The sequence below is a fragment of the Paraburkholderia sp. JPY465 genome (genome assembly GCF_050436725.1).
GTDB lineage: Bacteria > Pseudomonadota > Gammaproteobacteria > Burkholderiales > Burkholderiaceae > Paraburkholderia > Paraburkholderia youngii.
Genome location: NZ_JBNDMT010000003.1, coordinates 3,042,812 through 3,069,314, shown reverse-complemented (window position 1 = coordinate 3,069,314; position 26,503 = coordinate 3,042,812). Strand labels below are relative to the sequence as shown.

Here is a 26,503-nt window from a genome sequence, read left to right as displayed (position 1 = left end):
GCCTTCATGGCGGGCTTTTTTCTTGCTGATCGGGTTGCGAACGGTAATTTTCCGCGCCTATCATCGAGATAGGGAGAATGCATTCGAGTCTGCTTGCGAATGGAGAAACCGTCCCCAAATGGACAAAGCATTTGCTCTACAATCTTTTTTCTCCAGTCTGCGAGTGATCAATGGTTCCGCACCTAGTTACGGCGTTAAACGGCCCGCTGCTCGACCTCGAGCGGAAGATCCTCGACGCCACGCCCGCTATCGAACGCTGGTTCCGGCTTGAATGGCAGGAGCACACGCCGCCGTTCTATTGTTCCGTCGATCTGCGTAACGCGGGCTTCAAGCTCGCGCCGGTCGACACCAACCTGTTTCCCGGCGCCTTCAACAATCTGCCGCAGGAAGTGCTGCCGCTCGCGGTGCAGGCCGCGATGGCGTCGATCGAAAAGATCTGCCCGGACGCGAAGAATCTGCTCGTGATTCCGGAGCGCCACACGCGCAACGCGTTCTACCTCGAAAACGTCGCCCGGCTCGCGTCGATCATGCGCCAGGCGGGCCTGAACGTACGCTTCGGCACGCTCGACGAAACCATCAACGGCCCGGTCACGATCGCGCTGTCCGACGGCCAGAAGCTCGTGCTCGAACCGCTCGAGCGCTCGCAGCGGCGCCTGGGGCTGAAGAACTTCGACCCGTGCTCGATTCTGCTGAACAACGACCTGTCCGGCGGCATTCCGCCCGTGCTCGAAAATCTGCACGAGCAGTACCTGCTGCCGCCGCTTCACGCGGGCTGGGCAGTACGCCGCAAGTCGACGCATTTCTCGTGTTATGACGACGTCGCGAAGAAGTTCGCGAAGATGGTCGAGATCGATCCGTGGATGATCAATCCATACTTCGCGCACGTCGAGGGCGTCGACTTCCAGCAGCGCACCGGCGAGGAAGCGCTGGCCGATGCGATTGACGGCGTGCTGAAGAAGATCGCGCGCAAGTATCGTGAGTACGGCATCTCCGAAAAACCGTATGTCGTGATCAAGTCCGATGCGGGCACTTACGGCATGGGCGTGATGACCGTGCACGACGCGTCGGAAGTCGCCGCGCTGACGAAGCGCGAGCGCACGCGCATGGCCGCGACCAAAGACGGCCTCGAAGTGCACGACGTGATCGTGCAGGAAGGCGTGTATACGTTCGAGCGCATCGGCGAGGAAGTCGCCGAGCCGGTCGTCTACATGATCGACCGCTATGTGGTGGGCGGCTTCTATCGCGTGCACGGCAGCCGCGAGCGCGACCAGAACCTGAACGCGCCGGGCATGCACTTCGTGCCGCTCGGCTTCGAGCACACGGCGCTGCCCGATGCGCACGCGAAGCCCGGCGCAGCGCCGCCGAACCGCTTCTATATGTATGGCGTCGTGGCGCGGCTCGGGTTGCTGGCCGCATCGGTCGAACTCGAAAAGACCGATCCCGAAGCGATCCAGGTCTAAACCACCTCGCGCGGCAGGATGGCGGCATGCGTGCCGCCATCGCCGTCTTCAAAGACTATATTGACGAACAATGTCACGCCCGTCAGGGCGCACCGGGACTTTCATGGACATTCTTTTCATCGCCGATCCGCTCAGCCAATTCAAGATTTACAAAGACTCGACCTACGCGATGATGGCCGAAGCGGCGCGCCGCGGTCACACGGTGTACACCTGCGAGCCGAAGCATCTGGCGTGGACGGGCGGCGATGTCGAGGCGAACGTGCAGCGCATTGCGATCACCGGCGATACCGCCGATCTGCATCGTGACGTCTGGTTCGCCGCCGATGCCGCCGCGCCGCGAGCGCTTGCAAGCTTCGGCGCGGTCGTGATGCGCAAAGACCCGCCGTTCGACATGGAATACGTGACGTCGACGTGGCTGCTCGAGCTGGCCGAGCGTGGCGGCGCGCGCGTCTTCAACAAGCCGCAGGCCATTCGCGATCATTCGGAGAAGCTCGCGATCGGCGAGTTCGCGCAGTTCGTCGCGCCGACGCTGGTCACGCGCGACCCGGCGCGTCTGCGCGCGTTCCACGAACAGCACGGCGACGTGATCCTGAAGCCGCTCGACGGCATGGGCGGCATGGGCGTGTTCCGCGTGAAGGCGGACGGTATGAACCTCGGCTCGATCGTCGAAATGCTGAGCCACGACGGCGCACGCTCGGTGATGGCGCAGAAATTCATCCCCGAGATCAAGGAGGGTGATAAGCGCATCCTGCTGATCGGCGGCGAAGCGGTGCCGTACTCGCTCGCGCGCATTCCTCAGGGAAATGAGGTGCGCGGCAACCTGGCGGCCGGTGGACTGGGTGTCGCGCGGCCGCTCAGCGAGCAGGATCGCAAGATTGCCGATACGCTCGCACCGGTGCTGGCGGCGCGCGGCTTGCTGTTGGTCGGACTCGATGCGATCGGCGACTGGCTCACCGAAGTCAACGTCACGAGCCCGACGTGTTTCCGCGAGATCATGGATCAGACCGGCTTCGACGTCGCCGCGATGTTCGTCGACGCGTTGGAGCGCGCGGTCGGCTGACGCGCCGACTCTAGCGGCCTTGATTGCCCGGCCGCACCCCCAATCTGGGTAGTAAATCCGCACCAGGCGCGCCGTCGGGATTAGCGCGAAAATGAGGCTGCTACAATGCCCGCTCGCCCGACGATGCATTCCCGCCCCCGCGACGCACGGCCGGTCCGGGGCGATGGCGAACCGGGCTCGAGTCCCGGTCCACGGTTTTGGGGCCGTTCTATTGCAGTAAGGCTGACATGGCAGGCATTCTGATCATTGCGCACGCTCCATTCGCCACCGCGTTGCGCGATTGCATTTCCCACATTTATGGCGGTTTGCCGGCGCGTATCGGCGTGATCGATGTGTCGCCGGATTGCGATCCCGCGCAGGTCGTCGCGTTCGCGAATTCGGAAGTCGCGCGGTTGAAGGAAGAGAATGGCGCGCTCGTGCTGACCGACATGTTCGGCGCGACACCGGCCAACATCGCGGGCCGGCTTGCCACTGAGCCGAATGTGCGCGTGCTGTGCGGCGTCAATCTGCCGATGCTGGTGCGTGCGGTCTGCTATCGCGCGACGCCGCTCGACACGCTCGTCGACAAGGCGCTCGCCGGCGCGACCAAGGGCGTGCACGCGATCGGACCGGCGACGCCGGAACCGGTCGCGGCGGCAGCCTGCCCGGTCGATTGCCTGCCGGCGCTGCCGCCCGACGCGGCGCCCGCTGACTGTGTTCCCGCGTTGCCGGCGGATGCCGATCTGACGCAGAAGCCGGACGCGCCCGGCCTGTAACTCGGGCTGGTTCGTAGGCAGGCTTCGACGGATTCAAGCGGTATCGCAACGGCGCCTGGCGCATTGCAGCCGCTTTGCAGTTTCACTTTTCACCATTTCATTCACCCGCGCTTCGGACCATCACATGCTGCAACAAGAAACGACAATTGTGAACAAGCTGGGGCTGCACGCGCGCGCGTCGGCCAAGTTGACGCAACTCGCGGGCAACTACCAGGCGGAAATCTGGATGAGCCGCAATGGCCGCCGTATCAACGCGAAGAGCATCATGGGCGTGATGATGCTAGCCGCGGGTATTGGCAGTACCGTGCTGATCGAAACGGAAGGTACCGACGAACAGGAAGCGATGGACGCGCTGTTGAAACTGATCGCCGATAAATTTGGCGAAGGTCAATAACGCCGCGCGCTTTGCGTTCGCCAAACCCAAAAATGCCGCGGCTCAGTCCGCGGTTTTTTTTTCGCCGCCGACATTTGAATATCGGAAGAGGCCCGCTGTTAATCGACATTAAGGGTTGTAGAAGCGGCGCGAAAGCCGCAGGGAAGAATGCGTGAGGCGACATGGGGCGGCATGCGCGCATGGCGACACGCGTTTTCAATGTTTAAACCATATATTTTTGCGCGACGCGTATAGAGCGAAGTTTGGTCGGATATGAGGCACCTGATTGCGATAATTCGTGCTGCGCTGCACACACCGCCGACGTACTTCAAAAAGGCGCGGAATTTATAATGCCAGGTACAGTCTGAGAGCATTGCAGCGGTTTGCCGCGGCATTACACAACTAGAGGAGGTGCGCGTGTCATTCACGCTGCATGGAATTCCCGTGTCACGCGGTATCGCCATCGGGCGGGCCTATCTGATCGCCCCGGCAGCACTCGACGTAGACCACTATCTGATCGAACCCGCCCAGATCGAAGGGGAGGTCGGGCGCTTTCGCGCGGCCCAGCAACGCGTACATGAAGAACTCAACGTGCTGCGCGCCGATCTCGCCGCGGATGCCCCCAGTGAAGTGGGCGCGTTCATCGACGTTCACACGATGATTCTGAACGACGTGATGCTCGTTCAGGAAACCATCGACCTGATCCGCACGCGCCGCTACAACGTCGAGTGGGCGTTGACCGAACAGCTCGAAAGACTCTCGCGCCATTTCGACGATATCGAAGACGAATACCTGCGCGAACGCAAAGCCGACATCGAACAGGTCGTCGAGCGCGTGCTGAAGGCGCTCGCGGGTGCACCGGGCATCGTCGACAACGTGCATGGCGCGTGCGATGAAATGATCGTCGTCGCGCACGACATCGCGCCGGCCGACATGATGCAGTTCAAGACGCAGACCTTCCAGGGCTTCGTCACCGATCTCGGCGGACGCACGTCGCATACCGCGATCGTCGCGCGCAGCCTCGGCATTCCGGCCGCGGTCGGCGTGCAGCATGCGAGCGCGCTGATCCGCCAGGACGATCTGATCATTGTCGACGGCGACCACGGCATAGTGATCGTCGACCCCGCGCCGATCGTGCTCGAGGAATACTCGTATCGGCAAAGCGAGAAGGAGCTCGAGCAGCGCAAGCTGCAACGGCTCAAGTTCTCGCCGACGCAAACGCTGTGCGGCACGCGCATCGAACTGTGCGCGAACATCGAGCTGCCGGACGATGCGCGCGCGGCAATCGAATCGGGCGCGACCGGCGTGGGTCTGTTTCGCACCGAGTTCCTGTTCATGAATCACAAGGACCGGATGGCCGAAGAGGAGGAGCAGTTCAGCGCGTATCGTCGCGCGGTCGAGCTGATGAACGGCTTGCCGGTCACGATCCGCACGATCGACGTCGGCGCCGACAAACCGCTCGATTCGATGGCCGGCGGCGACGGCTACGAGACCGCCGTGAATCCGGCGCTCGGTTTGCGCGCAATTCGCTGGAGCCTGTCCGAGCCGCAGATGTTCCTCACGCAGCTGCGCGCGATCCTGCGCGCGTCGGCGTTCGGCAAGGTGAAGATCCTGATCCCGATGCTCGCGCACGCGCAGGAAATCGACCAGACGCTCGATCTGATCCGCGAAGCCAAGCGCCAACTCGACGACGCGGGCATTGCTTACGATCCGAACGTGCAGGTCGGCGCGATGATCGAGATTCCGGCCGCCGCGATCGCGTTGCCGCTGTTTCTGAAGCGGCTCGATTTCCTGTCGATCGGCACCAACGATCTGATCCAGTACACGCTCGCGATCGATCGCGCGGACAACGCGGTCGCGCATCTGTACGACCCGCTGCATCCGGCCGTGCTGCATCTGATCGCGTTCACGCTGCGCGAAGCGAAGCGTGCGGGCGTACCGGTGTCGGTGTGCGGTGAGATGGCGGGCGATCCGGCGTTGACGCGTCTGTTGCTCGGCATGGGTCTGACCGAGTTTTCGATGCATCCGAGCCAACTGCTCGAGGTCAAGCAGGAGGTGCTGCGCTCGCATCTGAAGACGCTCGAAAAGCCCGTGGCCGACGTGCTGGCTTCGTTCGAGCCGGAAGAGGTGCAGGCGGCGCTCAAGCGGGTCGCGCTGGTGTGAATCCGACGCGCTCGCTCGCGCCCGTTGAACGAAAAACGCCGCATATGCGGCGTTTTTCTATTGCGGCGTCAATCGAGCGGGCAGCGGGGAACCCCCTCAAGAGCCGTGCACGTGGCCGCACACCGGGCAATCCGGCTGACGTCCGATGCGCATCGTGTTCCATTCCATCCGCAGAGAATCGAGCATCGTCAGGCGGCCCACGAGCGGCGTGCCGATTGCGCCGATCACCTTCAGCGCTTCGGCCGCCTGCATCGAACCGATGATGCCGACCGTCGGCGCGAACACGCCCATCGTCGAGCAGGCGACTTCCTCGAACGGCTGGTCTTCGGGAAACACGCATGCGTAGCATGGCGACGCTTCGTCGCGGAAATCGAAAGTGCTGATCTGGCCGTCGAAGCGCAGCGCCGCGCCCGACACGAGCGGCACGCGATGCTGGACGCACGCGCGGTTGATCGCGTGACGCGTCGCGAAGTTGTCGGTGCAATCGAGCACGACGCTCGCGTGCGGCACCTCGCGATCGAGCCATGCATCGTCGACGCGCTCGGCCACCGCGTTGATGACGACCTCGGGATTGATCTGCGCGAGCGTGTCGCGCCCGGACTCGACCTTGCTGCGCCCAACCGACGCGCTGACGTGCAGGATCTGGCGCTGCAGATTGGTCAGGTCGACGGTATCGGCATCGACGAGCGTCAGACGGCCGACGCCCGCCGCCGCGAGATACATTGCGGCCGGCGAACCGAGTCCGCCCGCGCCGACGATGATCGCGTGGGCATCGATAAAACGCTGCTGCGCCTCGATGCCGATTTCGTCGACGAGGATATGGCGGGAGTAGCGAAGGAGTTGATCGTCATTCATGGCGGGCGCGTGGGGTGTGTCGCAATGTCGCGGTGTCGCGCAACGAGAGGCTGGCCGAGGGGCCGCGGCGCGCATTCGTGGCTGTTATTTTAATCGCGCGGGAAGGGTGGCTGCTGCGGCTTGCCGTGAGACGCCGCCGGTTGAGCGGCGGCTTGTGCTGAAACTGCTGCGGCGTGTCTTCGCAGACTATCGTGCTGCGAAGACACGCGCGGGCTGGCTGCTTATTGGCCAGCTTATTTGCCGGCTTACTTGCCAGCAGGAGCCGGTGTCGAAGCCGGAGCCGGTCCCGATGCGCCCGGCACCGGTTGCGTCGGCTTCACCGCGACCGGCGCGGAGGCCGACGTGCCCGGCTTGTTCTGCGCGAGACGGCGTTCCATCAGCGACTTCGATTCCTGAACCGGCTTGCCTTCGAGCTTGCCGACCGCCTGTTGCAGCATGAAGTCGTCGTTCGAACCGAACTCGACCGGCTTGCGTTCGCGTTCCTTCTGACGCTGTTCCGGCGTCTTCTTGTCGTTCTGCTCTTCGAGCTGACGAAGCTGCTCCATGCGCTCCGACTCGCGTTGCTCGGCTTCCTTCTTCTCGTTCGGATCCTGCGTGTTCGCAAGGTGATTCGAGTAGTCGACTTCGCGGGTGACGAGCGCGTCGTCCGGATCACCGTCCGCGTATTGATCGACCGGAAGGTCGGGGCGGATGCCCTTGTTCTGGATCGAACGGCCGCTCGGCGTGTAGTAATACGCGGTGGTCAGGCGCAGCGCGGTGTCCGCCGTCATCGGGCGTACGGTCTGCACTGAACCCTTACCGAACGTGGTCTTGCCGAGAATCAGCGCGCGGTGCTGATCCTGCAGCGCGCCCGCGACGATTTCCGATGCCGACGCCGAGTACGCGTTGGTCAGCACGATCATCGGCACGGTCTTGAAGATGGCCGGGACGTCTTTCAGCGGATCGCTGTCGAACGATTGCAGACGGTAGTTATCGTAGGTGTCACGATAGATCTGCTTCGAATCCGGAATCTGGCCGTTGGTCGACACCACCACCGAATTCGGCGGCAGGAATGCGCCCGCGACGCCGACCGCGCTTTGCAGCAGACCGCCGCCGTTGTTGCGCAGGTCGAGGATGAGGCCCTTCAGGTTCGGCTCCTGGCGCGCCAGATCCTGCAGCTTGGCCGCGAGATCGGGCGTGGTGCGTTCTTGGAAGCTCGTGATGCGCACGTACGCGAAGCCCGGCGCAACGATCTTGCCCTTCACCGACTGCACCTTGATGAGCGCGCGCGTGACGGTCAGCGGGAACGTGCGGTCGTCGGTCTTGCGGAAGATGGTCAGCGTGACCTTGGTGCCCGGCTCGCCGCGCATCTGCTTGACCGCCTGGTCGAGCGTCATGCCGCGTACGGGCTTGTCGTTGATGCGCGTGATCAGGTCGCCCGGACGGATGCCGGCGCGGAACGCGGGCGTGTCTTCGATAGGCGAAATCACCTTGATCAGGCCGTCTTCCGACGAAATTTCGATGCCGAGGCCCGCGAAGCGGCCCTTGGTCTGCTCCTGCAGCTCTTCGTAATCGGTCTTGTCGAGGTACGACGAGTGCGGGTCGAGGCTCGACACCATGCCCTTGATCGCGGCGGTGAGGAGCTTCTTGTCGTCGACCGGTTCGACGTATTCGTGCTTGATCTGCCCGAACACTTCGGCGAAGAGCCTGAGCTGGTCTAGCGGCAGCGGGGCGACCGCGGCGCTAGCGGGTTGCTGGGCCGAGGCGGAGAATTGCAGGGTGGCAAGGACACCGGTAGCAAGGCCCGCGGCAATCAGGCCGATATTTTTCAGGTTCTTTCGCATAGAGTCTGTTGCGGTCGGAAGCGCGTGGCAGCGTCGATTAAGATTGGACGGACAAGTATAACTGCACACCCGCCTGGTCAGGGCGCGGTGCAGGCAATCGTGCTTCGACAGTACGGGAAGGTCCTGGTTCTTGCGAGCCGGTCCGCGAATGGCAGGCCGTACGATACGCCGCGCGGCGCAATACAGTATTTCCTGCCGGGCCGGTTGTCTCCGTGCGGCCCCGCGCCTTCCCGTGGCGTGGGGTCGCGGCGGCAAACGCTCGATCAGCCCGCCTTGCCCTGGCTTGCGACCGCGGCTTGCGCCTTCGCGATCGCGTCCTGGTCGCCGAGATAGTAGTGCTTGATCGGCTTCAGATCCTCGTCGAGTTCATAGACGAGCGGCACACCGTTCGGGATGTTCAGGCCGACGATGTCGTTATCCGAGATGTTGTCGAGATACTTGACCAGCGCGCGGATCGAGTTGCCGTGCGCGGCGATCAGGATGCTGCGGCCCGACTTGATGGCCGGCGCAATCGACTCGTTCCACAGCGGCAGCACGCGCGCGACCGTGTCTTTCAGGCACTCGGTCAGCGGCAGTTGCTCGCGCGGCACCTTGGAGTAGCGCGGATCGGTGTACGGCGCGCGCTCGTCGGTCGGCTCGAGCGCGGGCGGCGGCGTGTCGTAGCTGCGACGCCAGACCAGCACTTGTTCGTCGCCGAACTTGGCGGCCGTTTCGGCCTTGTTCAGACCCGACAGCGCGCCGTAGTGGCGTTCGTTCAGGCGCCACGAATGCACGACGGGCAGGTACATCAGGTCCATCTTGTCCTGCACGTGCCACAGGGTGCGGATCGCGCGCTTGAGCACCGACGTGTAGGCGATGTCGAACGTGTACCCCGATTCCTTGAGCAGCACGCCCGCCTGCTGCGCCTCGAGGTTGCCCTGCTCGGTGAGGTCGACGTCGACCCAGCCGGTAAAGCGGTTTTCCTTGTTCCACGTCGATTCGCCGTGGCGGATGAGAACGAGTTTGTACATGTGAGTTGCCGGTCGGTAGTGAGGAAGCGGTCTCGCGCTGTGCGGCGCCTTCGGCGGCGCATCGCCATCGCGTCAAACGGTTATTTTATAATGCTCGGGTTGACCTTTTCGATTTCTCTCTTTCCGGCGGATCTTCCGTGAAGTTTTTCACCGAATACACAAACCTTGTCCTGATCGCAATCGTCCTTATCTCCGGTGGGTTGCTGCTGTGGCCGACCATCAGTCGGCGTGGACGTGGCGGCCTGTCGGCCGCTGAAGCCACCCAACTGATCAACCGGCGCAACGCGGCGGTCATCGATCTGCGGTCGTCCGCCGATTACGCCAAGGGGCACCTGCCCTCGGCACGGCATTTCGAATTCGCGGAGTTGCAGGCGAAAGTTGCGCAACTCGCGAAGAACAAGAGCAACCCGGTGCTGCTGGTATGCCAGACCGGCCAGCAGTCGAACAAGGCTGCGCGTATCGTGCAGGAAGCGGGATACGCGGAAGTCCATGTTCTCGAGGGCGGCGTCGACGCCTGGCAGAAAGCCGGTATGCCGGTTGTGAAACAAGGAGCAGCCAAGTGAACAAAGTGATCATGTACAGCACCCAGGTGTGCCCGTATTGCCAGATGGCCGAGCGTCTTTTAAAGTCGCGCGGCGTCGAGCACGTTGAGAAAGTACTGATCGATAAAGACCCGGCCCGTCGTGAGGAGATGATGACCCGGACCGGTCGTCGCACGGTGCCGCAGGTGTTCATCGGCGAGACGCATGTCGGCGGCTATGATGACCTTTCCGCGCTCGATCGCGCGGGCGGTCTGACGCCGCTGCTCGAAGCAGCCTGAGTTCGCGCGTTTCGCGCCGCGCGAGCGGGCGGACCACTCGTAAGCCGGCGCGTGCGCGCTCCTCGTGGAGCCGGCGAGCCGGCGCAATAATCTGGCGGCCCATGCGTGCATCGGCCGCCGCCACGCATACCTATCAGGAATCACCATCATGTCCGACGAGAATAACCAGCCGTTCTTCAACATCCAGCGCATCTATCTGAAGGACATGTCGCTCGAGCAGCCGAATTCGCCGGCAATCTTCCTCGAGCAGGAAATGCCGTCGGTCGAAGTCGAAGTCGACGTGAAGGCCGAGCGCCTCGCAGAATCCGTGTTCGAAATCCTCGTGACGGGCACGGTTACGGCCAAGGTGTCGGACAAGGTCGCGTTCCTGATCGAAGCGAAGCAGGCCGGCATTTTTGACATTCGCAACATTCCTGCCGAACAGATCGATCCGCTCGTTGGCATCGCCTGCCCGACCATCCTGTTCCCGTACCTGCGTTCCAACATCGCCGACGCGATCACCCGCGCCGGTTTCCCGCCGATCCACCTCGCCGAGATCAACTTCCAGGCGCTGTACGAGCAGCGTCTCGCGCAAATGAGCGCGGCCCAGCAGGGCGACGGCGCGGCGCAAAGCGGCGTCACGCATTAAGGCGCCGCAGGCAGTGCCGGCTATGAAGGTCGCCGTTCTCGGCGCTGGCGCCTGGGGCACCGCCCTCGCCGGCCATCTGGCCTTAAGGCACGACACGGTGTTGTGGGCGCGCGAGTCCGCGCTCATCACCGAGCTTTCCACTTCGCACGAAAACGCCCGCTATCTGGCGGGCGTCGCGTTGCCGCCCGCGCTTCGCTACGAAGCGGATCTCGGTGCGGCGCTCGATCACGCGCTCGCCGACGCTGCGCTGTGCGTGGTCGCAACTCCCGTGGCTGGCCTGCGCGGTCTGTTGCGCGCGATGCGCGATGCCGGCAAGGTGCCCGCGCATATCGTGTGGCTGTGCAAGGGTTTCGAGGCGGATTCGCACTTGTTGCCGCATCAGGCGGTCGCGGCGGAATTGCCCGAGCATGCGAGCAACGGCGTATTGTCCGGGCCGAGCTTCGCGCGCGAAGTCGGGCAGGGACTGCCGGTTGCGTTGACGATTGCGAGTTCGTCGGCGGCGTGCCGCGAACGCACGGTCGCGGCGTTCCATCACGGCGCGATGCGCATCTATACCGGCGACGACGTCGTCGGCGTTGAAGTTGGGGGCGCGGTGAAAAACGTGCTCGCCATCGCGACGGGCATCGCCGATGGCCTCGGCCTCGGCCTCAATGCACGCGCGGCGCTGATCACCCGCGGACTCGCCGAAATGTCGCGTCTTGGCGTGACGCTTGGTGGGCGCGCGGAAACCTTTACCGGGCTGACCGGGCTCGGCGATCTGATTCTGACCGCGACCGGTGATCTATCGCGCAACCGCACCGTGGGCCTGCAGCTCGCCACCGGCCGCACGCTCGACGACATCCTCGGCGGCCTCGGTCATGTGGCCGAAGGCGTGCGCTGCGCGAAGGCGGTCCTGTCGATCGCGCGCGCCCACGCAATCGAAATGCCGATCACCCAAGCGGTCTGCGCGGTGCTGTTCGACGGCGTGGCGCCGCGCGATGCGGTCAGCGCGCTGCTGCGGCGCGATTCGAAGGCCGAATAAAGTCTTTTCTTTCAGCCGTTTAGCGCATATTCGCGTTGAACGGCTGCCTCACCTGGCTGTCCACTTCGTTATCGAGACTCGGGTCAGCGAGGTTTCCATGCCCACCTTCAATCTCAGTCACGGCACGTGCACGCTCGAAGCGCGCGTGGTCGATATCACGACGCTCGCCGTCGATGCGATCGTCAATGCCGCGAATACTTCGCTGCTCGGCGGCGGCGGCGTGGATGGCGCGATTCATCGCGCGGCCGGCAAGGAGTTGCTGCGCGAATGCGAAACGCTCGGCGGCTGCGCGACCGGCGACGCCAAAATCACCGCCGGCTATCGGCTGCCCGCGAAGCATGTGATCCATGCGGTCGGTCCAGTGTGGCGCGGCGGCGCGCATGGCGAAGCCGACCTGCTCGCATCGTGCTATCAGCGCTCGCTCGAAGTCGCGCGCGAGAAGCAGTGCACGAGCATCGCGTTTCCCGCGATCAGTTGCGGCATCTACCGTTTCCCCGCCGACGATGCGGTCAGCATCGCGGTCGGAACCGTGCTCGACACATTGCCGCGCACACCCCACGTGAAGCACGTGACGTTCGCGTGCTTCGACGACGCGATGTTCGCGCGCTACGCGGTCGAGCTCGAACGCCGTCAGGCGCCGCCCTCGAAGCCGGCCTGACGCCACGCTTCGAACACCACGACCGCCACCGTATTCGACAGATTCAGACTGCGATTGCCAGGACGCATCGGCAGACGCACGCGCTGTTCGTTCGCAAAGCGCTCGAGCACCGTGTCGGGCAGGCCGCGCGTTTCGGCGCCGAACACGAACCAGTCGCCCGGTTGAAACGCGTGGTCGTGAAAGCGCCCCGAGCCGCGCGTGGTGAACGCGAACATGCGCGACGGGTCGGGTGTTTCTTTGACGATGAACGCGTCCCAATCGGCGTGCACGTTCATTTCCGCGTACTCGTGATAGTCGAGGCCGGCGCGCCGCATCTTGGTGTCGTCGAGAGGGAAGCCGAGCGGCTCGATCAGATGCAGCCGGGCGCCGGTATTCGCGCACAGGCGAATCACGTTGCCGGTGTTGGGCGGAATTTCGGGTTCTACGAGAACGACGTTGAACATAAGGGGACCACGTAAAAGCTAGTTTTTCGGAGTGCGCAGCGCGACGAAGTTCGTGACCCGCCGCGCGCCGGCGTCCTTCAGCGTGTGCGCGAGCGCTTCGAGCGTCGCGCCGCTCGTCATCACGTCGTCGACGATGCCGACGTGCAGGCCGCGCACCGGGCGCGCGACCCGAAACGCGCGGCCGACTTTGTGCCGACGCGCATCGAGATCGAGGCGCGATTGCGGCGCGGTGTTTTGCGTTCGTTCGAGCAGCGTCGCATCGCTGCGCACGCCGAGCGCCCGGGCGAGCGGCCGCGCGATCTGCCAGGCCTGGTTATAGCCGCGCTCGGCCAGCCGGCGACCGGCGAGCGGGACTGGTGCAATCACATCGGGCCGCTCGGCCGCGTCATGCCAGTTGTCCTGAGCAAGCCGCTCGAGACGTTGCGCGAAATCGCGCGCAAGCATCAGCCGGGCGCGGAATTTCAGGCCGACCGCCAGGGTATCCAGCGGCGCGCGATAGTCGGCGAGCGCGAAGCTGGCGTCGAACGGCGGCGGCTCGGCCGCGCAATCCGCGCAGCGATACCGCGCCTGAGCGGCCCAGCGTGACGCCGGCAACGGCACCGCGCAAACGGTGCAGCGCAGGCGGTTCTCGTTCCAGTAGGCCGCGTCGCACCCGTCGCACAACGTCTTATGCGACATATTGCCGCATAACGCGCACAGGTTCGGCAGCGCGACGTTCAAAGCGCGCGGCCATGCCGAATGCAGACCGCGCGCAAAACGCGCGACCTGATTTCGACACGACGAAGAAAAAGACTGGAATCGCACGAGTGAGTGCCGCTGAATGCCGTTCACGCTGAATGGTGGGGAACGAACGAGTATACTTCGAGCTCACGCCAGCACGACACACATGTCCCCAACATCCGCTCAATCTGGCCGTCCGGCCTACGATTCACGGCGCCTCAGGCGTATTTTCGACCGTCGCGCCGCTTCTTTCGACGAGGTTGCATTCCTGCCGCGCGAGATCGCGCAGCGCATGCGCGAGCGTCTCGATTACATCAAGGTGGCGCCCTCGAGCGTGCTCGATGCCGGTTGCGGCGCGGGCGAAGACATCCCCGCATTGCGCGCGCGCTTTCCCGAGGCGCCGGTGTTCGGCGCCGACCTGTCGCACGGCATGCTGCGCCGCGCGCTGCGTCACGATGCCGGCGACACGAGTTGGCGGCGCTTTCTTCCCGCCTCGCTCGGCAAGGCGCTCGGCGCGCGTGGCCCGCGCTTCGCGCAAGCCGATTTCTCCGCGCTGCCGTTCGCGGCCGGCGCATTCGAATTCATCTGGTCCAACCTTGCGCTGCACTGGCACTCGCGGCCCGATCTGGTCTTTCCCGAATGGCAGCGGGTGTTGAAGGTCAACGGCCTGCTGATGTTCAGCACGCTCGGCCCCGACACGCTAAAGGAATTGCGCGGCGCCTACGCCGAGATCGAGGCCGCGCACGGCGTCGCGTCGCGCAAGCATGTGATCGACTTCGTCGACATGCATGATCTCGGCGACATGCTCGTCGAGGCCGGCTTCGAGATCCCGGTGATGGACCAGGAGACGCTGACGATCACCTACAAGTCGCCCGAGTCGCTGCTCGCGGACGTGCGCCGCTGGGGCGCATACCCGTTCGAGCGCGATGCGCATGACGGCGCGCTTGCGCGTCGGTTGCACAAAGCCCTGCTCGCCGCGCTCGAAGCGCGCCGGCGCGCCGACGGCACGATCGCGCTGACCTTCGAGGTGATCTACGGACACGCATGGAAAGCCGTGCCGCGCACCACGGCCGAAGGACATGGCATCGTGCGGCTCGAGGACATCGGACGAGGTCCGGGCAAGCGTGGGTAGCAGATTGCGGCGCGGTCATCAACTGCTTGCCGACGGTGCGATTGACGTGTTGCAAAAGCGGTAAAGAGGACATCCGTTATGCCTGGGATTTGCCCTTCGAAAGAGCCGCAAAATGCCGGGCAAAATGGCGCGAAGGCTTGTCGCGCCGGGCTTGCGGGCCGATCGGGGCTTGCTTGTCGATGCTATGGATCGCGCCTATAATGCGTCAGTTTGTCGCCCGACGTTCCCACATTTGGGGTGGCAAGCCCGAGGCGCAGGGCTGCAAAATGAAGTGATGCAGTAGGGGTTGTCGCCGTCGCGAGTGATGCTGTAAACAGTGACACGAGCGGCGGCCGCGAAATGCATCCGGAAGTAAAAGGAGGCAGGCCGGACGCGACGATTCGCAGGAGGCAGCGATGGGCGCATCAGATCATCTGCTGGCGGATTCAGAGCCGGTCCTCAGGGACTGGACCATGAAGCGCAACTGTTCGATATCGCCGCGGCAGTTCGTCTGTCTGTACGTGTCGCTTGCGTTGTTCTCGTTGGCAATTGCATTCATGCTGGTTCTGGTCGGTGCCTGGCTGGTGTTGCCGTTCACCGGAATCGAGTTGCTGGCGGTAGGTATCGCGTTTGCAATATATGCGCGTCATGCTGTCGATTACGAGCGCATCCGGTTGTTTCCGAACCGGCTCGTGATCGAGCAGGTCAGCGCCGAGCAGATTACGCAGTTCGAATTCAATCCGCGCTGGGTGCGGATAGAGCCGGGCGCAACGCCGCGCGATCTGATCAAGCTGGTCTCGCGCGGGCAGACGATCATGATCGGGCAACATCTCGCGCAAAATCGGCGCGCGCAGTTCGCAGGCGAACTGCGTATGTGGCTGGCACGTTGTTAGATGGTGCCGGACGCGCGGCGTTCAAGGGGGCGCGACACGCTGCCAGCGGGGTCGAGGGGTTTGAATGGAAAATTTGGGTAAGGAAGCTATGAAAACAATCAAGCGAGCGCTCATGAGCGTGCTGGCGACGAGCGGACTGCTTTTCGCCGGTGCCGCCCTGGCAGTGGGCGATGCTCCGGGCGGCCCTGCCGTCAACGCGATCAATCTCCAGCCGCCTGCATCGCGAATCGCTCAGGAGCTGTTCGACCTCCACATGTTCATGCTGCTCCTTTGCACCGTGATTTTCGTCGGTGTATTCGGTGTGATGTTCTATTCGATCTTCGCGCACCGCAAATCGAAGGGCCACCAGGCAGCCAATTTCCACGAAAGTACCACCGTCGAAATCATCTGGACGATCGTGCCGTTCATCATCGTCGTGTTGATGGCGCTGCCCGCCACCAAGGCCGTCGTCGCGATGAAGGACACCTCGAACGCCGACCTCACGATCAAAGTCACCGGCTACCAGTGGAAGTGGGGCTACGACTACGTGAAGGGTCCGGGCGAGGGCATCGGTTTCCTGTCCACGCTCGCCACGCCGCGCGCGCAAACCGAAGGCCGCGAGCCGATCTCCACGCTGTATCTGCAGGAGGTCGACAACCCGCTCGTGGTGCCGGTCAACAAGAAAATCCGCATCATCACCACCGCCAACGACGTGGTCCACTCCTGGTACGTGCCGGCCTTCGGCGTGAAGCAGGACGCGATCCCCGGCTTCGTGCGCGACACGTGGTTCAAGGCTGACCGCACCGGCACGTTCCGCGGCTTTTGTACTGAGCTGTGCGGCAAGGAACACGCGTTCATGCCGGTCGTCGTCGAAGTTCTGTCTGACGACGACTACGCCAAGTGGGTCGACACTGAGAAGAAGAAAATGGCCGCCGGCCAGGACGATCCGAACAAGACCTACGCGATGGCCGAGCTGATGGAGCGCGGCGGCAAGGTCTACGCGGCGAACTGCGCAGTCTGCCACCAGCCGACCGGCAAGGGCGCGGGCGCATTCCCGGCGCTCGACGGCAGCAAGATCGCCAACGGTCCGATCGGTCAGCACGTGAGCCTCGTGCTGAAGGGCAAGAACGCGATGCCTTCGTGGGCGCCGACGCTGAACGACGTCGAAATCGCTTCGGTGATCACGTACGAACGTAACTCCTGGGGCAACCACACGGGCGACATCCTGCAGCCGAAGCAGGTCACCGACGCGCGCAACGGCAAGCTGCCCGAAGGCGGCAACCATCTGGCCGAGGCGGGTGCCGCGGCAAGCGGCGCGGCGGCGGCATCGGGTGCGGAAGCGGCTTCGGCGCCGGCTGAAGCGTCGGGCACTGACGCAGGCGCGACGGCTGCCAATAGCGCCGAGGCCACTCTGCCGGCGAGCGTCTACTTTGAGACCGGCAAGAGCACGCTGCCGGCCGACGCGAAAGCGGCGGTCGACGCGGCCGCGGCCTACGCGAAAGCGCATCCGGACGCGAAATTCACGCTGTCGGGCTTCACCGACGCAACCGGCTCCGCCGACGTCAACGCGAAGCTCGCGAAGAGTCGTGCCGAGGCCGTTCGCGACGCACTGAAAGCAGCCGGCATTGCCGAAGACCATATTATTTTGAAGAAGCCGGAGACGATCACCGGCGGCACCGACGCGAAGGAAGCCCGGCGCGTTCAGATCAGCCCGGCAGCCTGACGTGTTCATGGTCAGCACCGCAGAATTCGCTTTAGGAGATATTCATGTCTAGCATCGGACACGATGTAGTCGCGGGCCACGAGCACGTGCACGGCGACCATGCCCACGAAACGCCGCACGGCTGGCGCCGTTGGCTGTTCGCCACCAACCACAAGGACATCGGTACGCTGTACCTGATCTTCTCGTTCACCATGTTCCTGTCCGGGGGCGTGATGGCGCTGATGATCCGTGCCGAACTGTTCGAGCCGGGCCTGCAGATCATGCGTCCTGAGTTCTTCAACCAGTTGACCACCATGCACGGGCTGATCATGGTGTTCGGCGCGATCATGCCGGCGTTCGTCGGCTTCGCGAACTGGATGGTGCCGCTGCAGATCGGCGCATCGGACATGGCTTTCGCGCGGATGAACAACTTCAGCTTCTGGCTGCTGCCGGTCGCGGCGGTCCTGCTGGTCGGCTCGTTCTTCTCGCCGGGCGGCGCGACCGCCGCGGGCTGGACGCTGTACGCACCGCTGTCCACGCAGATGGGCCCGGGCATGGATTTCGCGATTTTCGCGGTCCACCTGATGGGCGCGTCGTCGATCATGGGCGGTATCAACATCGTCGTGACGATCCTGAACATGCGCGCACCCGGCCTCACGCTGATGAAGATGCCGATGTTCGTCTGGACGTGGCTGATCACCGCGTACCTGCTGATCGCGGTGATGCCGGTTCTCGCGGGCGCGATCACGATGGTGCTGTTCGACCGTCACTTCGGCACGTCGTTCTTCAATGCGGCAGGCGGCGGCGACCCGGTCATGTACCAGCACATCTTCTGGTTCTTCGGCCACCCCGAGGTGTACATCATGATCTTGCCGGCGTTCGGGATCGTCTCGCAGGTGATTCCGGCGTTCTCGCGCAAGCCGCTGTTCGGCTATAGCTCGATGGTGTACGCAACCGCGTCGATCGCGATCCTGTCGTTCATGGTCTGGGCGCACCACATGTTCGTGACCGGCATGCCGGTGACGGGCCAGCTGTTCTTCATGTACGCGACGATGCTGATCGCGGTGCCGACCGGCGTGAAGGTGTTCAACTGGGTCGCGACGATGTGGCGCGGTGCGCTGTCGTTCGAAACGCCAATGCTGTTCGCGGTGGGCTTCCTGATCGTGTTCACGTTCGGTGGCCTGTCGGGTCTGATGCTCGCGATGGCACCACTCGACATCCAGTATCACGGCACTTATTTCGTGGTCGCGCACTTCCACTACGTGCTGGTGGCGGGGTCACTGTTCGCGCTGTTCTCCGGGTGGTACTACTGGGCACCGAAGTGGACCGGCTGGATGTACAACGAAACGCGCGGCAAGATCCACTTCTGGGCGTCGATGTTCTTCTTCAACCTCGCGTTCCTGCCGATGCACTTCGTCGGTCTCGCGGGCATGCCGCGTCGCTATGCGGACTACCCGGCACAGTTCACCGACTGGAACCAGGTGATCTCGATCGGCGCATTCGGCTTCGGTTTGTCGCAGGTCTACTTCCTGTTCGCGGTGGCGCTGCCGGCTTACCGTGGTGGCGGTGAGCTCGTCGAAGCGGGCGATAAGCCGTGGGACGGCGCAACGGGCCTCGAGTGGACCGTGCCGAGCCCGGCTCCGTTCCACACGTTCGAGCATCCGCCTACCGTCGAATAAGCGTCATCCGGCGAAGTGCCGGGTTCCGGCGGCGCGACACATGCCGCTACCGGGACTGGGCGCTTCGCGAGGCGGCTGCAGTCGGGCGGTCTCACCAGTCAAGAACCGTATTCAGAAAGTCGAGCATGACGCGCAATCCACAGGAAAGACGTACGCCGGAGCAGATTCTCACGGGCAACAGGCGCATAGGGTTGGTGATGTTCGCAATCGCCGCGGTGTTTTTCGCGAGCATCATTCTGAAGCAGTGCTGGTTCAGCTAACACCGCAGTCGCAGTCCGTATGCAGGTTTGTTGAGGATTCAGATGTCGACGCAACCGCCGGCCGAGGCCGACCGCTCTTTCAACCGTTCGATGCTGATCAAGCTGTTCGTCGTCGCTTTGATGATGTTCGGTTTCGGTTTCGCGCTGGTGCCGATGTATCGCGCGATCTGCCAGATCACGGGCGTGAACAACCTCGTGCAGCGCGACGTTTCGGCGCGCGAGGCGAAGAATACGCAGGTCGACATGAGCCGCACGATTTCGATCGAATTCGATGCGAACGCACGCGGCCTGTTGGGTTTCAAGCCGGAGCAGCGCAGTCTGGACGTGCATCCGGGGGAAGTGACGACCGTCATGTACGACGTCAGCAACGAGCAGTCGCGCACGATCCGTGCGCAGGCGATTCCGAGCTACGCGCCGAAGCAGGCGACCGAGTACTTCAGGAAGATCGAGTGTTTCTGTTTCACGCAGCAGACGTTGAACGCGAACGAAACGAAGCGGATGCCGGTGGTGTTCGTGGTCGACCCGAAGTTGCCGAAGGACGTGAAGACGATCACGCTGTCGTACACGTTTTTCGAGTTGAACACGCCGGCGGCGGCAAGCGCGGATGACGCGGCGCCGAAGGGGAATGCAGTGAACAACGCCGCAGCCACTCCCGCGAAGCCGGCCTGAAGCAGCTTGGACGGCGCGAGCCGCGGACGAACGAAGGAAGACGAAGCGAGATGAACGATAACGGCGGCAGTCCGCGCAAGAGCAGTTTCGGTCAGTCGATGCGCGCGGTGTTCTGGTCGTTTTTCGGCGTGCGCAAGCGCCGCGATCTCGAGGCGGACGCGACGCAGCTGAACCCGCTGCATGTGATCGTGGCGGCGCTGATCGGTGCGGCCGTTCTGATCGGGGTACTGATTCTGGTCGTGCGCCTCGTGGTCGGTTGAGGCAGTAGCAGGGCACAGCAGCACAGAAGAGCCCACGAATTAGAGAGAAGCGGTGCGGTATCGACGCGCCGCCGAAGATACAGCCGGAGATTCCGGAACAACTGGACTGAAGTGGAGAATCAAGAATGAGCGGTCAAAACGAGAGCCCGTACTATTTCGTACCGCATCCGTCGCGGCATCCGATCAGCGCCGCTACCGGGTTGCTGGTCATGCTCGGATCGCTTGCGGCGTGGATCAATGACCACACGTGGGCGCCGCTCGGCGTGCTCATCGGTCTGTTGTGGCTGCTCTTTACGCTGTGGCACTGGTTTGGCGACGCGATCGCCGAGTCGGAAGGCGGCATGTACGGCAAGAACGTCGACCGCTCGTACCGCTGGAGCATGAGCTGGTTCATCTTCTCCGAAGTGATGTTCTTCGGCGCATTCTTCGGCGCGCTGTTCTATGCTCGCGAAATCGCGATGCATCAGTTGGGCAGCCTCGACTACAAGCTGATCTGGCCGGACTTCACGGCGGTGTGGCCGAACAACGGCCCGGCCGAACTCGTGGGCACCTACAAGTCGATGCAGCCGTGGCCGGTGCCGACCATCAACACGGCGCTGCTGCTGTCGTCGGGTGCGACGCTGACGGTGTCGCACCACGCGCTGCGCGACAACCATCGTAAGAAGGCGATCGCGTGGCTCGCGGCGACCCTCGTGCTGGGCGTGTGCTTCCTGTTCCTGCAGGGTTTCGAATACTTCCATGCATACCACGAGCTGAACCTGACGCTGGCTTCGGGCATTTACGGTTCGACGTTCTTCCTGCTGACCGGCTTCCACGGCTTTCACGTGTTCCTCGGCGGCACGATGCTCGCCGTCGTGCTGGTGCGCCTGATTCGTGGCCACTTCACGCCGGAACATCACTTCGCGTTCGAAGGCGCGGCTTGGTACTGGCACTTCGTCGACGTCGTGTGGCTCGGTCTGTACGTCGTCGTGTACTGGCTGTAATGCAGTCAGACCCGCGCGCGCCGCACGTCGGCGCAGGCGCGGGACGTGCGCAACACCTGTCAGGCGGCGCGCACGAGCAGTATGCAAGGATGAATGCGGCGCCGCCCTCGACCTGTCAGGGCGGCGTTTTGTTTGGTGGCGGGAAAATTTTTGCCGCCGACGCATTGCGCCGGCGACTTATCCGCGAGCGTCAGCGCCCGTACGGAATCCCGGTCGACTGAATCCAGCCCATCCAGTGTGCGAACAGGATGAACAGGAACAGCGAGATCGACAGGCCCACCCGCGTGGCGAGCGACCAGACCATCCGCTTGGTCTTGCCTTTGTCGTGCATCATGAAATACAGCGCCGACACCATGCTGGCGATGATCAGAGCAAAGGCGATGGGAACGATAATGTGCATGGAACCAACTGAAACCGGAAAGCGCAGTGGCAAGACACTCATTATCGCACCGCGCGCGGGCGTCTGCCGCAGGTTCCCGGCGGCCCTGCACGCGATGACGGAGTACCTGCAATGAAGTTTCGCCTGATTCCCGTGCTGCTGATCCTGCTGGTCGTCGTCGTGACGGTGCGGCTCGGTTTCTGGCAGCGCGATCGCGCGCATCAGAAGGAAGCGCTCGAGGCGCGCATCACGCAGTTCGAGAACGCGCCCGCGCTGCCCGTCAGCGCGACGCCGCTCGCGCTGAAAGACGTCGAGTTTCATCGCGTGAAGGCGCGCGGCAGTTTCGTCGCGGACAAGGTCGTGTACCTCGATAACCGTCCGTATAACGATCAGCCGGGCTTTTACGTCGTGATGCCTTTTAAACTCGCCGACGGCGGCTATGTACTCGTCAATCGCGGCTGGCTGCCGCGCAACCTGAGCAATCGCGAGACCATCGCGCCGTATACGACGCCGTCGGGCGAGGTCGAGATCGAAGGGATTGCGCGAGCCGACGCGTCACGCGCGTTCGAGCTCGGCGAGGGCGGATCGGCCGCGCATCACCTGATCCGGCAGAATCTCGATGTCGCCGCGTACGCCGCGGAAACCGGATTGCCGCTGCAATCGTTCGTGATCCAGCAGATCGGCGACACTCACGACGGCCTGGTGCGCGACTGGCCCGCGCCGACCACCGGCGTCGAACGCAACTACGGCTACATGCTGCAGTGGTGGGGCATGGCCGCCGCTGCGCTCGCGTTCGGTCTGTATGCGGCGCGCCGCGCGGGCAAAAAAGAACACGCGCCGGGCGCGTGAAGAACGCAAGGCACGGCTCGCCGCCGTTCAAACATTGAAAGAGGTTCTGTAGTGTCGACTCATACTCCCCGTTCGCCGGAAGTTGGCAAACCCGCTGACAAACCCACCGGCAAACCCGCCGCGGCCAGGCCGATGCCCGGCCAACCGAACGGCCCGGGTTCGTGGCGGCGCGGCCGCTGGGTGCTGCTGCTCCTCGCGGTGATCTGCGCGGCGCCGATCGCGATCTCGTACTTCATGTACTACGTCATCAAGCCGACCGGCGGTAGCACGAACTACGGCACGCTGATCGACCCGCAACGGCCGATCCCCGACTCGCTCGTGGTGACCGGCGAGGACGGTAAGCCGCTGAAGCTCGCGTCGCTGCACGGCCGCTGGCTGATGATCTCGGTCGACAACAGCGCGTGCGACAAAGCTTGCGTGACAAAGCTGTACTTCATGCGACAAATCCGCGCAGCGCAGGGCCCGGAACGCGAGCGCGTCGTGGAGGTGTGGCTGCGCACCGATGCGGACAAGGTCGCCGATGTGATACAAACCGCCTACCCCAACACCGACATGCTGATCGCCGATCCGGCGCAGGTTGCCGCGTGGCTGCCCGCCGACACCGGCACGCAGATCACCGACCACATTTACCTGGTCGATCCGAACGGCAATCTGATGATGCGTTTTCCGAAAGACGCGAACCCGAGCAAGATCAAGGGCGACCTGACCAAGCTGCTCAAGTGGTCGACCATCGGCTGAAGCCGCAACCTGGGTAAATGAGATGTTCGTATTGCAACTGGGCCTGATCGGCTTGTGTATCGCGTTGCTGCCGCTGTCCTACGTATGGGTCAAGGCCGACGACAACAAATTCCGCAAGCTGGTCTGGCTCACCACCTTCCTGACGCTCGACCTCGTGATGTTCGGCGGCTTCACGCGCCTCACGGATTCGGGCCTCGGCTGCCCGGACTGGCCCGGCTGCTACGGCACGTCGTCGCCGTTCATCGCGCACGCGGCGATTTCCGCCGCCTACCAGGCGATGCCGAGCGGCCCCGTCAGCATGACGAAGGCGTGGATCGAAATGATCCACCGCTACTTCGCGATGGCGATCGGCGTGCTGATCATCGCGCAAACGGTCATCGCGTGGACGGCGCGCATCAAGCGTCGTCCGCTGCATGTGTCACCGTGGTGGCCGACTTCGCTGCTGCTCCTGATCGTCGTGCAGGGCGCCTTCGGCGCGTGGACCGTGACGATGAAGCTGCAGCCGATCATCGTGACCACGCATCTGCTGCTCGGCCTCGCGCTGCTCGGCACGCTCGGCTGGCTCGCGGCGCGCTTGACGCCGCTGCCCGCCTACGAGCCGGAGGCCGCGCGCTGGCGCGCGGCGGCGCTCGCGGTTCTTGGTCTGCTGGTACTGCAGATTGCGCTGGGCGGCTGGGTCAGCACGAACTACGCGGTGCTCGCGTGCACCGACTTCCCGACCTGCAACGGCCAATGGATTCCGCCGATGGACTTCGCGCACGGCTTTCATCTGTGGCGCGCGCTCGGCATGACCGGCGACGGCGACGTGATCACCCAGGATGCGCTGGTCGCGATTCACTGGACGCATCGCACGTTTGCGTTCGCCGTGATCGCGTATCTGGTGTGGTTCGCGGTGAAGATGCGCCGTTTCGAGTCGCTGCGGCGACCCGCCAACGGCGTGCTGCTGGTGGTGCTGATCCAGTTCATCACCGGCTTGTCGAACATCGTGCTGCAATGGCCGTTGCCGATCGCGGTCGCCCATAACGGCGGGGCCGCGATCCTGCTGCTATTGCTCGTTATGTTAAACTTTCGGATCGCTTATAGCCGTCCCGGCCGCGCTGCGATCCCTGCGCGCGAAGCCGCGCCAGCGTGACTCACATGGACAGCACAACACTCTCCCAATCGCCCGGCAGCCGGGTCTCCCAATATCTCGCACTGACCAAGCCGCGTGTTACGCAGCTCGCGGTATTCTGCGCGGTCATCGGCATGTTCCTGTCGACGCCGGTTATGGTGCCGTGGACCGTCCTGATCGGCGGCACCGTCGGCATCTGGCTGCTGGCCGGCGCCGCGTTCGCGATCAATTGCCTCGTCGAGCAGCAGATCGACGCGAAAATGCGCCGCACGTCGTGGCGTCCGTCGGCGCGCGGCGAAATCACTACCCCGCAAATCCTGCTGTTCTCGGCCGTGCTCGGCGGCCTCGGCATGTGGACGCTGTACACGTTCGCCAATCCGCTGACCATGTGGCTGACGCTCGCCACGTTCGTCGGCTATGCGGTCATCTATACGCTGCTGCTGAAGCCGGCCACGCCGCAGAACATCGTGATCGGCGGCGCGTCGGGCGCGATGCCGCCGGCGCTCGGCTGGGCAGCGGTCACGGGCCACGTGCCCGGCGACGCATGGATCCTCGTGCTGATCATCTTCGTATGGACGCCGCCGCATTTCTGGGCGCTCGCGCTGTATCGCCGCAAAGACTACGAAAACGCCGGCCTGCCGATGCTGCCGAACACGCACGGCGAAAAGTACACGCGACTGCATATCCTGCTCTACACGGTCATTCTGTTCGCGGTCACGCTGATGCCGTTCATCTCCGGCATGAGCGGCGTCGTGTATCTCGCGGCGGCGGTGCTGCTGGGCGCCGTGTTTCTCGCGTATGCGTGGAAGATCTACCGGGAGTATTCAGACGAGCTCGCGCGCAAAACCTTCCGTTATTCGATCGTCTATCTGTCGCTGCTGTTCGCCGCGCTGCTGATCGACCACTATGCGCGCGTCGTAATCGGCGCGTAACACCATGCTCAACAACCGCTTTGCGCGCGTCGCGCGCGCCGCTGTGATCGCTTGCGCGCTCGGCGCGGCGTTGGGCAGCACACTGCTGATGACCGGTTGCGGCAAGCAGCCGCCGGCTTTTACGAATCTGGACATCACCGGCAACACACAATTCGCCAGCGATTTCTCATTGCCCGACACGTCCGGCAAGATTCGCACGCTTGCCGACTACAAAGGCAAGGTCGTCGTGCTGTTCTTCGGCTATACGCATTGCCCGGACGTCTGCCCGACGACGATGGCCGAGCTGTCACAGGCGTTGCAGCAACTCGGTCCGGAAGCCGCCAAGAGGGTGCAGGTGCTGTTCGTCACGCTCGACCCCGAGCGCGACACGCCGCAGTTGCTCGCGCAATACGTGCCGGCGTTCAATCCGAGCTTCGTGGGCTTGCGTCCTGCCAGCGAAGAGCAACTGGCGAAGCTCGCGAAAGACTTCCGCGTCTACTACGCGAAGGTGCCGGGCAAGACGCCCGACAGCTACACGATGGACCACACGGCCGCGAGCTATGTGTTCGACACGGACGGCAAGCTGCGTCTGTTCGCGCGCGATGGTCAAGGCGCGACGCCGTGGGTGCACGACTTCAAGCTTCTGCTCGATTGACGCGCATCGCATGCGGCTTTTTTATCGCGACGCCGCTCACGTGTCCCCGCATCGATCTCCTCTTCGCAACTCGCGCTCAAACCGGCGTCGGCAAATTCAGCCCCGGCGCGACACGCGTTGCCTTGAACTCCGTCACCTCGTAGCGCGCGAGCTGTTGCTCGGCGAACGGATCGCTCGCGAGAATGCGATCCAGCCTGTCGCGCTCTATACCCACCGCGATGATGATGCCGCCGTCGCGCGGCACTTTCGGGCCGGCCGCGACGAAGATGCCCGCGTCGAACTGCGTTGCGAGAAACGCGCGATGTGCGTCGAGCGCGTCGTCGATACGATCGAGCGGGGCGGTGTAGATCAGGTTGATTAGATACATGGTCGTTCTCAGTGGCGGTTGAGTGGGCCGTGCGAGGCCACGGCTCCAGATTATCGGTTAGCTGCGGTTTTGCGTCGCGCTAGCCTGCGCGCTCGCGCTATGCATATCCATATGCGCTAAGGGTATTTTCCAACTTGCCGCTCGTATGAAACAATTTTGGGCTTGGCC

The 26,503-nt window shown here is 63.6% G+C and carries 30 protein-coding genes; 23 read left to right on the top strand and 7 right to left on the bottom strand.

Translation table 11 applies throughout. The features are described from left to right. Nucleotides 1-170: 170 nt before the first annotated feature. From gshA to ptsP, 5 genes are all read left to right on the top strand, one after another. Nucleotides 171-1,460, top strand: a complete 1,290-nt coding sequence (gene gshA, locus QFZ94_RS28785; RefSeq protein WP_018434736.1) for a glutamate--cysteine ligase — start codon at nucleotides 171-173, stop codon at nucleotides 1,458-1,460. Between the two features lie 103 nt (nucleotides 1,461-1,563). Then, a complete protein-coding gene (gene gshB / locus QFZ94_RS28780) occupies nucleotides 1,564-2,520 on the top strand; it encodes a glutathione synthase (protein ID WP_368587207.1) in 957 nt (318 codons plus the stop codon). Nucleotides 2,521-2,747: 227 nt separating this feature from the next. Continuing rightward, entirely contained in the window at nucleotides 2,748-3,275 is a 528-nt protein-coding gene (locus QFZ94_RS28775) for a PTS sugar transporter subunit IIA (RefSeq protein ID WP_368587208.1), read from the top strand. Between the two features lie 124 nt (nucleotides 3,276-3,399). Beyond that, the gene (locus QFZ94_RS28770) at nucleotides 3,400-3,669 is read left to right on the top strand and encodes an HPr family phosphocarrier protein (protein WP_013088266.1); all 270 of its coding nucleotides are present in this window, start codon (nucleotides 3,400-3,402) and stop codon (nucleotides 3,667-3,669) included. Nucleotides 3,670-4,065: 396 nt separating this feature from the next. Continuing rightward, the gene (ptsP, locus tag QFZ94_RS28765) at nucleotides 4,066-5,811 is read left to right on the top strand and encodes a phosphoenolpyruvate--protein phosphotransferase (RefSeq protein WP_368587209.1); all 1,746 of its coding nucleotides are present in this window, start codon (nucleotides 4,066-4,068) and stop codon (nucleotides 5,809-5,811) included. A 96-nt stretch (nucleotides 5,812-5,907) separates the two neighbouring features. Here the strand turns inward: ptsP and QFZ94_RS28760 are convergent, their stop codons facing one another. The 3 genes from QFZ94_RS28760 to gpmA form a co-directional block, all read right to left on the bottom strand. Further along, entirely contained in the window at nucleotides 5,908-6,666 is a 759-nt protein-coding gene (locus QFZ94_RS28760) for a HesA/MoeB/ThiF family protein (RefSeq protein ID WP_368587210.1), read from the bottom strand. Between the two features lie 245 nt (nucleotides 6,667-6,911). After that, on the bottom strand, nucleotides 6,912-8,489 hold the full coding sequence (locus QFZ94_RS28755) for a S41 family peptidase (protein WP_368587211.1): 1,578 nt from the start codon (nucleotides 8,487-8,489) through the stop codon (nucleotides 6,912-6,914). A 263-nt stretch (nucleotides 8,490-8,752) separates the two neighbouring features. Further along, nucleotides 8,753-9,499, bottom strand: a complete 747-nt coding sequence (gene gpmA / locus QFZ94_RS28750) for a 2,3-diphosphoglycerate-dependent phosphoglycerate mutase (RefSeq protein WP_429461058.1) — start codon at nucleotides 9,497-9,499, stop codon at nucleotides 8,753-8,755. Between the two features lie 137 nt (nucleotides 9,500-9,636). Between gpmA and QFZ94_RS28745 the strand changes: the two genes are divergently transcribed. The 5 genes from QFZ94_RS28745 to QFZ94_RS28725 all read left to right on the top strand — a co-directional run bounded on the left by QFZ94_RS28745 (nucleotide 9,637) and on the right by QFZ94_RS28725 (nucleotide 12,626). Continuing rightward, nucleotides 9,637-10,062 carry a rhodanese-like domain-containing protein gene (locus QFZ94_RS28745; RefSeq protein ID WP_368587213.1) on the top strand — a complete coding sequence of 142 codons (426 nt, stop codon included), beginning with the start codon at nucleotides 9,637-9,639 and terminating at the stop codon, nucleotides 10,060-10,062. After that, complete coding sequence (gene grxC / locus QFZ94_RS28740) at nucleotides 10,059-10,319, top strand: glutaredoxin 3 (RefSeq protein ID WP_013088272.1); 261 nt, start codon at nucleotides 10,059-10,061, stop codon at nucleotides 10,317-10,319. Before QFZ94_RS28745 ends, grxC begins: the two co-directional genes overlap by 4 nt. 148 nt (nucleotides 10,320-10,467) lie before the next feature. Next, nucleotides 10,468-10,947 (top strand): protein-export chaperone SecB, encoded by a 480-nt coding sequence (secB, locus tag QFZ94_RS28735; protein WP_176109659.1) that lies wholly within the window; start codon nucleotides 10,468-10,470, stop codon nucleotides 10,945-10,947. Between the two features lie 22 nt (nucleotides 10,948-10,969). Continuing rightward, nucleotides 10,970-11,968: an NAD(P)H-dependent glycerol-3-phosphate dehydrogenase gene (locus QFZ94_RS28730; protein WP_429461055.1), complete on the top strand. Its 999-nt coding sequence runs from the start codon at nucleotides 10,970-10,972 to the stop codon at nucleotides 11,966-11,968. A 97-nt stretch (nucleotides 11,969-12,065) separates the two neighbouring features. Next, entirely contained in the window at nucleotides 12,066-12,626 is a 561-nt protein-coding gene (locus QFZ94_RS28725; RefSeq protein WP_410848205.1) for an O-acetyl-ADP-ribose deacetylase, read from the top strand. Here the strand turns inward: QFZ94_RS28725 and trmL are convergent. Then, the gene (gene trmL / locus QFZ94_RS28720) at nucleotides 12,599-13,069 is read right to left on the bottom strand and encodes a tRNA (uridine(34)/cytosine(34)/5-carboxymethylaminomethyluridine(34)-2'-O)-methyltransferase TrmL (RefSeq protein ID WP_429461053.1); all 471 of its coding nucleotides are present in this window, start codon (nucleotides 13,067-13,069) and stop codon (nucleotides 12,599-12,601) included. The genes QFZ94_RS28725 and trmL overlap by 28 nt on opposite strands. Before the next feature lie 18 nt (nucleotides 13,070-13,087). Further along, on the bottom strand, nucleotides 13,088-13,873 hold the full coding sequence (locus QFZ94_RS28715; RefSeq protein ID WP_429461051.1) for a phosphoribosyltransferase family protein: 786 nt from the start codon (nucleotides 13,871-13,873) through the stop codon (nucleotides 13,088-13,090). An 82-nt stretch (nucleotides 13,874-13,955) separates the two neighbouring features. Here QFZ94_RS28715 and QFZ94_RS28710 point away from each other — a divergent pair, with 82 nt between their 5' ends. From QFZ94_RS28710 to QFZ94_RS28675, 8 genes are all read left to right on the top strand, one after another. Then, complete coding sequence (locus QFZ94_RS28710) at nucleotides 13,956-14,921, top strand: methyltransferase domain-containing protein (protein WP_429461049.1); 966 nt, start codon at nucleotides 13,956-13,958, stop codon at nucleotides 14,919-14,921. A gap of 395 nt (nucleotides 14,922-15,316) precedes the next feature. Continuing rightward, the gene (locus tag QFZ94_RS28705; RefSeq protein WP_368587219.1) at nucleotides 15,317-15,793 is read left to right on the top strand and encodes a DUF2244 domain-containing protein; all 477 of its coding nucleotides are present in this window, start codon (nucleotides 15,317-15,319) and stop codon (nucleotides 15,791-15,793) included. A 64-nt stretch (nucleotides 15,794-15,857) separates the two neighbouring features. Further along, nucleotides 15,858-17,495 carry a cytochrome c oxidase subunit II gene (gene coxB / locus QFZ94_RS28700; protein WP_410848201.1) on the top strand — a complete coding sequence of 546 codons (1,638 nt, stop codon included), beginning with the start codon at nucleotides 15,858-15,860 and terminating at the stop codon, nucleotides 17,493-17,495. 44 nt (nucleotides 17,496-17,539) lie between these two features. Continuing rightward, nucleotides 17,540-19,153 (top strand): cytochrome c oxidase subunit I, encoded by a 1,614-nt coding sequence (ctaD, locus tag QFZ94_RS28695; RefSeq protein ID WP_368587221.1) that lies wholly within the window; start codon nucleotides 17,540-17,542, stop codon nucleotides 19,151-19,153. A 125-nt stretch (nucleotides 19,154-19,278) separates the two neighbouring features. After that, on the top strand, nucleotides 19,279-19,413 hold the full coding sequence (locus tag QFZ94_RS28690; RefSeq protein WP_368587222.1) for a cytochrome oxidase small assembly protein: 135 nt from the start codon (nucleotides 19,279-19,281) through the stop codon (nucleotides 19,411-19,413). A gap of 42 nt (nucleotides 19,414-19,455) precedes the next feature. Continuing rightward, entirely contained in the window at nucleotides 19,456-20,082 is a 627-nt protein-coding gene (locus tag QFZ94_RS28685) for a cytochrome c oxidase assembly protein (RefSeq protein WP_410848199.1), read from the top strand. A gap of 50 nt (nucleotides 20,083-20,132) precedes the next feature. Continuing rightward, nucleotides 20,133-20,342: a DUF2970 domain-containing protein gene (locus QFZ94_RS28680; protein WP_018419310.1), complete on the top strand. Its 210-nt coding sequence runs from the start codon at nucleotides 20,133-20,135 to the stop codon at nucleotides 20,340-20,342. A gap of 125 nt (nucleotides 20,343-20,467) precedes the next feature. Continuing rightward, the gene (locus tag QFZ94_RS28675; protein ID WP_429461046.1) at nucleotides 20,468-21,325 is read left to right on the top strand and encodes a cytochrome c oxidase subunit 3; all 858 of its coding nucleotides are present in this window, start codon (nucleotides 20,468-20,470) and stop codon (nucleotides 21,323-21,325) included. Nucleotides 21,326-21,515: 190 nt separating this feature from the next. Here QFZ94_RS28675 and QFZ94_RS28670 read toward each other — a convergent pair whose 3' ends face one another. After that, complete coding sequence (locus QFZ94_RS28670) at nucleotides 21,516-21,725, bottom strand: twin transmembrane helix small protein (RefSeq protein ID WP_008921867.1); 210 nt, start codon at nucleotides 21,723-21,725, stop codon at nucleotides 21,516-21,518. Between the two features lie 111 nt (nucleotides 21,726-21,836). On the opposite strand from QFZ94_RS28670, the gene QFZ94_RS28665 reads away from it, so the two are divergent. The 5 genes from QFZ94_RS28665 to QFZ94_RS28645 are packed head-to-tail and all read left to right on the top strand — an operon-like array spanning nucleotide 21,837 to nucleotide 25,968. After that, nucleotides 21,837-22,553: an SURF1 family protein gene (locus QFZ94_RS28665; protein WP_429461043.1), complete on the top strand. Its 717-nt coding sequence runs from the start codon at nucleotides 21,837-21,839 to the stop codon at nucleotides 22,551-22,553. A gap of 51 nt (nucleotides 22,554-22,604) precedes the next feature. Next, nucleotides 22,605-23,291, top strand: coding sequence for an SCO family protein (locus QFZ94_RS28660; protein ID WP_368587225.1), 687 nt, complete (start codon nucleotides 22,605-22,607; stop codon nucleotides 23,289-23,291). A 22-nt stretch (nucleotides 23,292-23,313) separates the two neighbouring features. Beyond that, on the top strand, nucleotides 23,314-24,423 hold the full coding sequence (locus tag QFZ94_RS28655; RefSeq protein ID WP_429461041.1) for a COX15/CtaA family protein: 1,110 nt from the start codon (nucleotides 23,314-23,316) through the stop codon (nucleotides 24,421-24,423). Between the two features lie 5 nt (nucleotides 24,424-24,428). Continuing rightward, nucleotides 24,429-25,334, top strand: coding sequence for a heme o synthase (gene cyoE, locus QFZ94_RS28650; protein ID WP_429461039.1), 906 nt, complete (start codon nucleotides 24,429-24,431; stop codon nucleotides 25,332-25,334). Between the two features lie 4 nt (nucleotides 25,335-25,338). Beyond that, nucleotides 25,339-25,968, top strand: coding sequence for an SCO family protein (locus QFZ94_RS28645; RefSeq protein ID WP_410848195.1), 630 nt, complete (start codon nucleotides 25,339-25,341; stop codon nucleotides 25,966-25,968). Nucleotides 25,969-26,044: 76 nt separating this feature from the next. Here QFZ94_RS28645 and QFZ94_RS28640 read toward each other — a convergent pair whose 3' ends face one another. Further along, on the bottom strand, nucleotides 26,045-26,335 hold the full coding sequence (locus QFZ94_RS28640; RefSeq protein WP_368587228.1) for a YciI family protein: 291 nt from the start codon (nucleotides 26,333-26,335) through the stop codon (nucleotides 26,045-26,047). Nucleotides 26,336-26,503 lie beyond the last annotated feature (168 nt).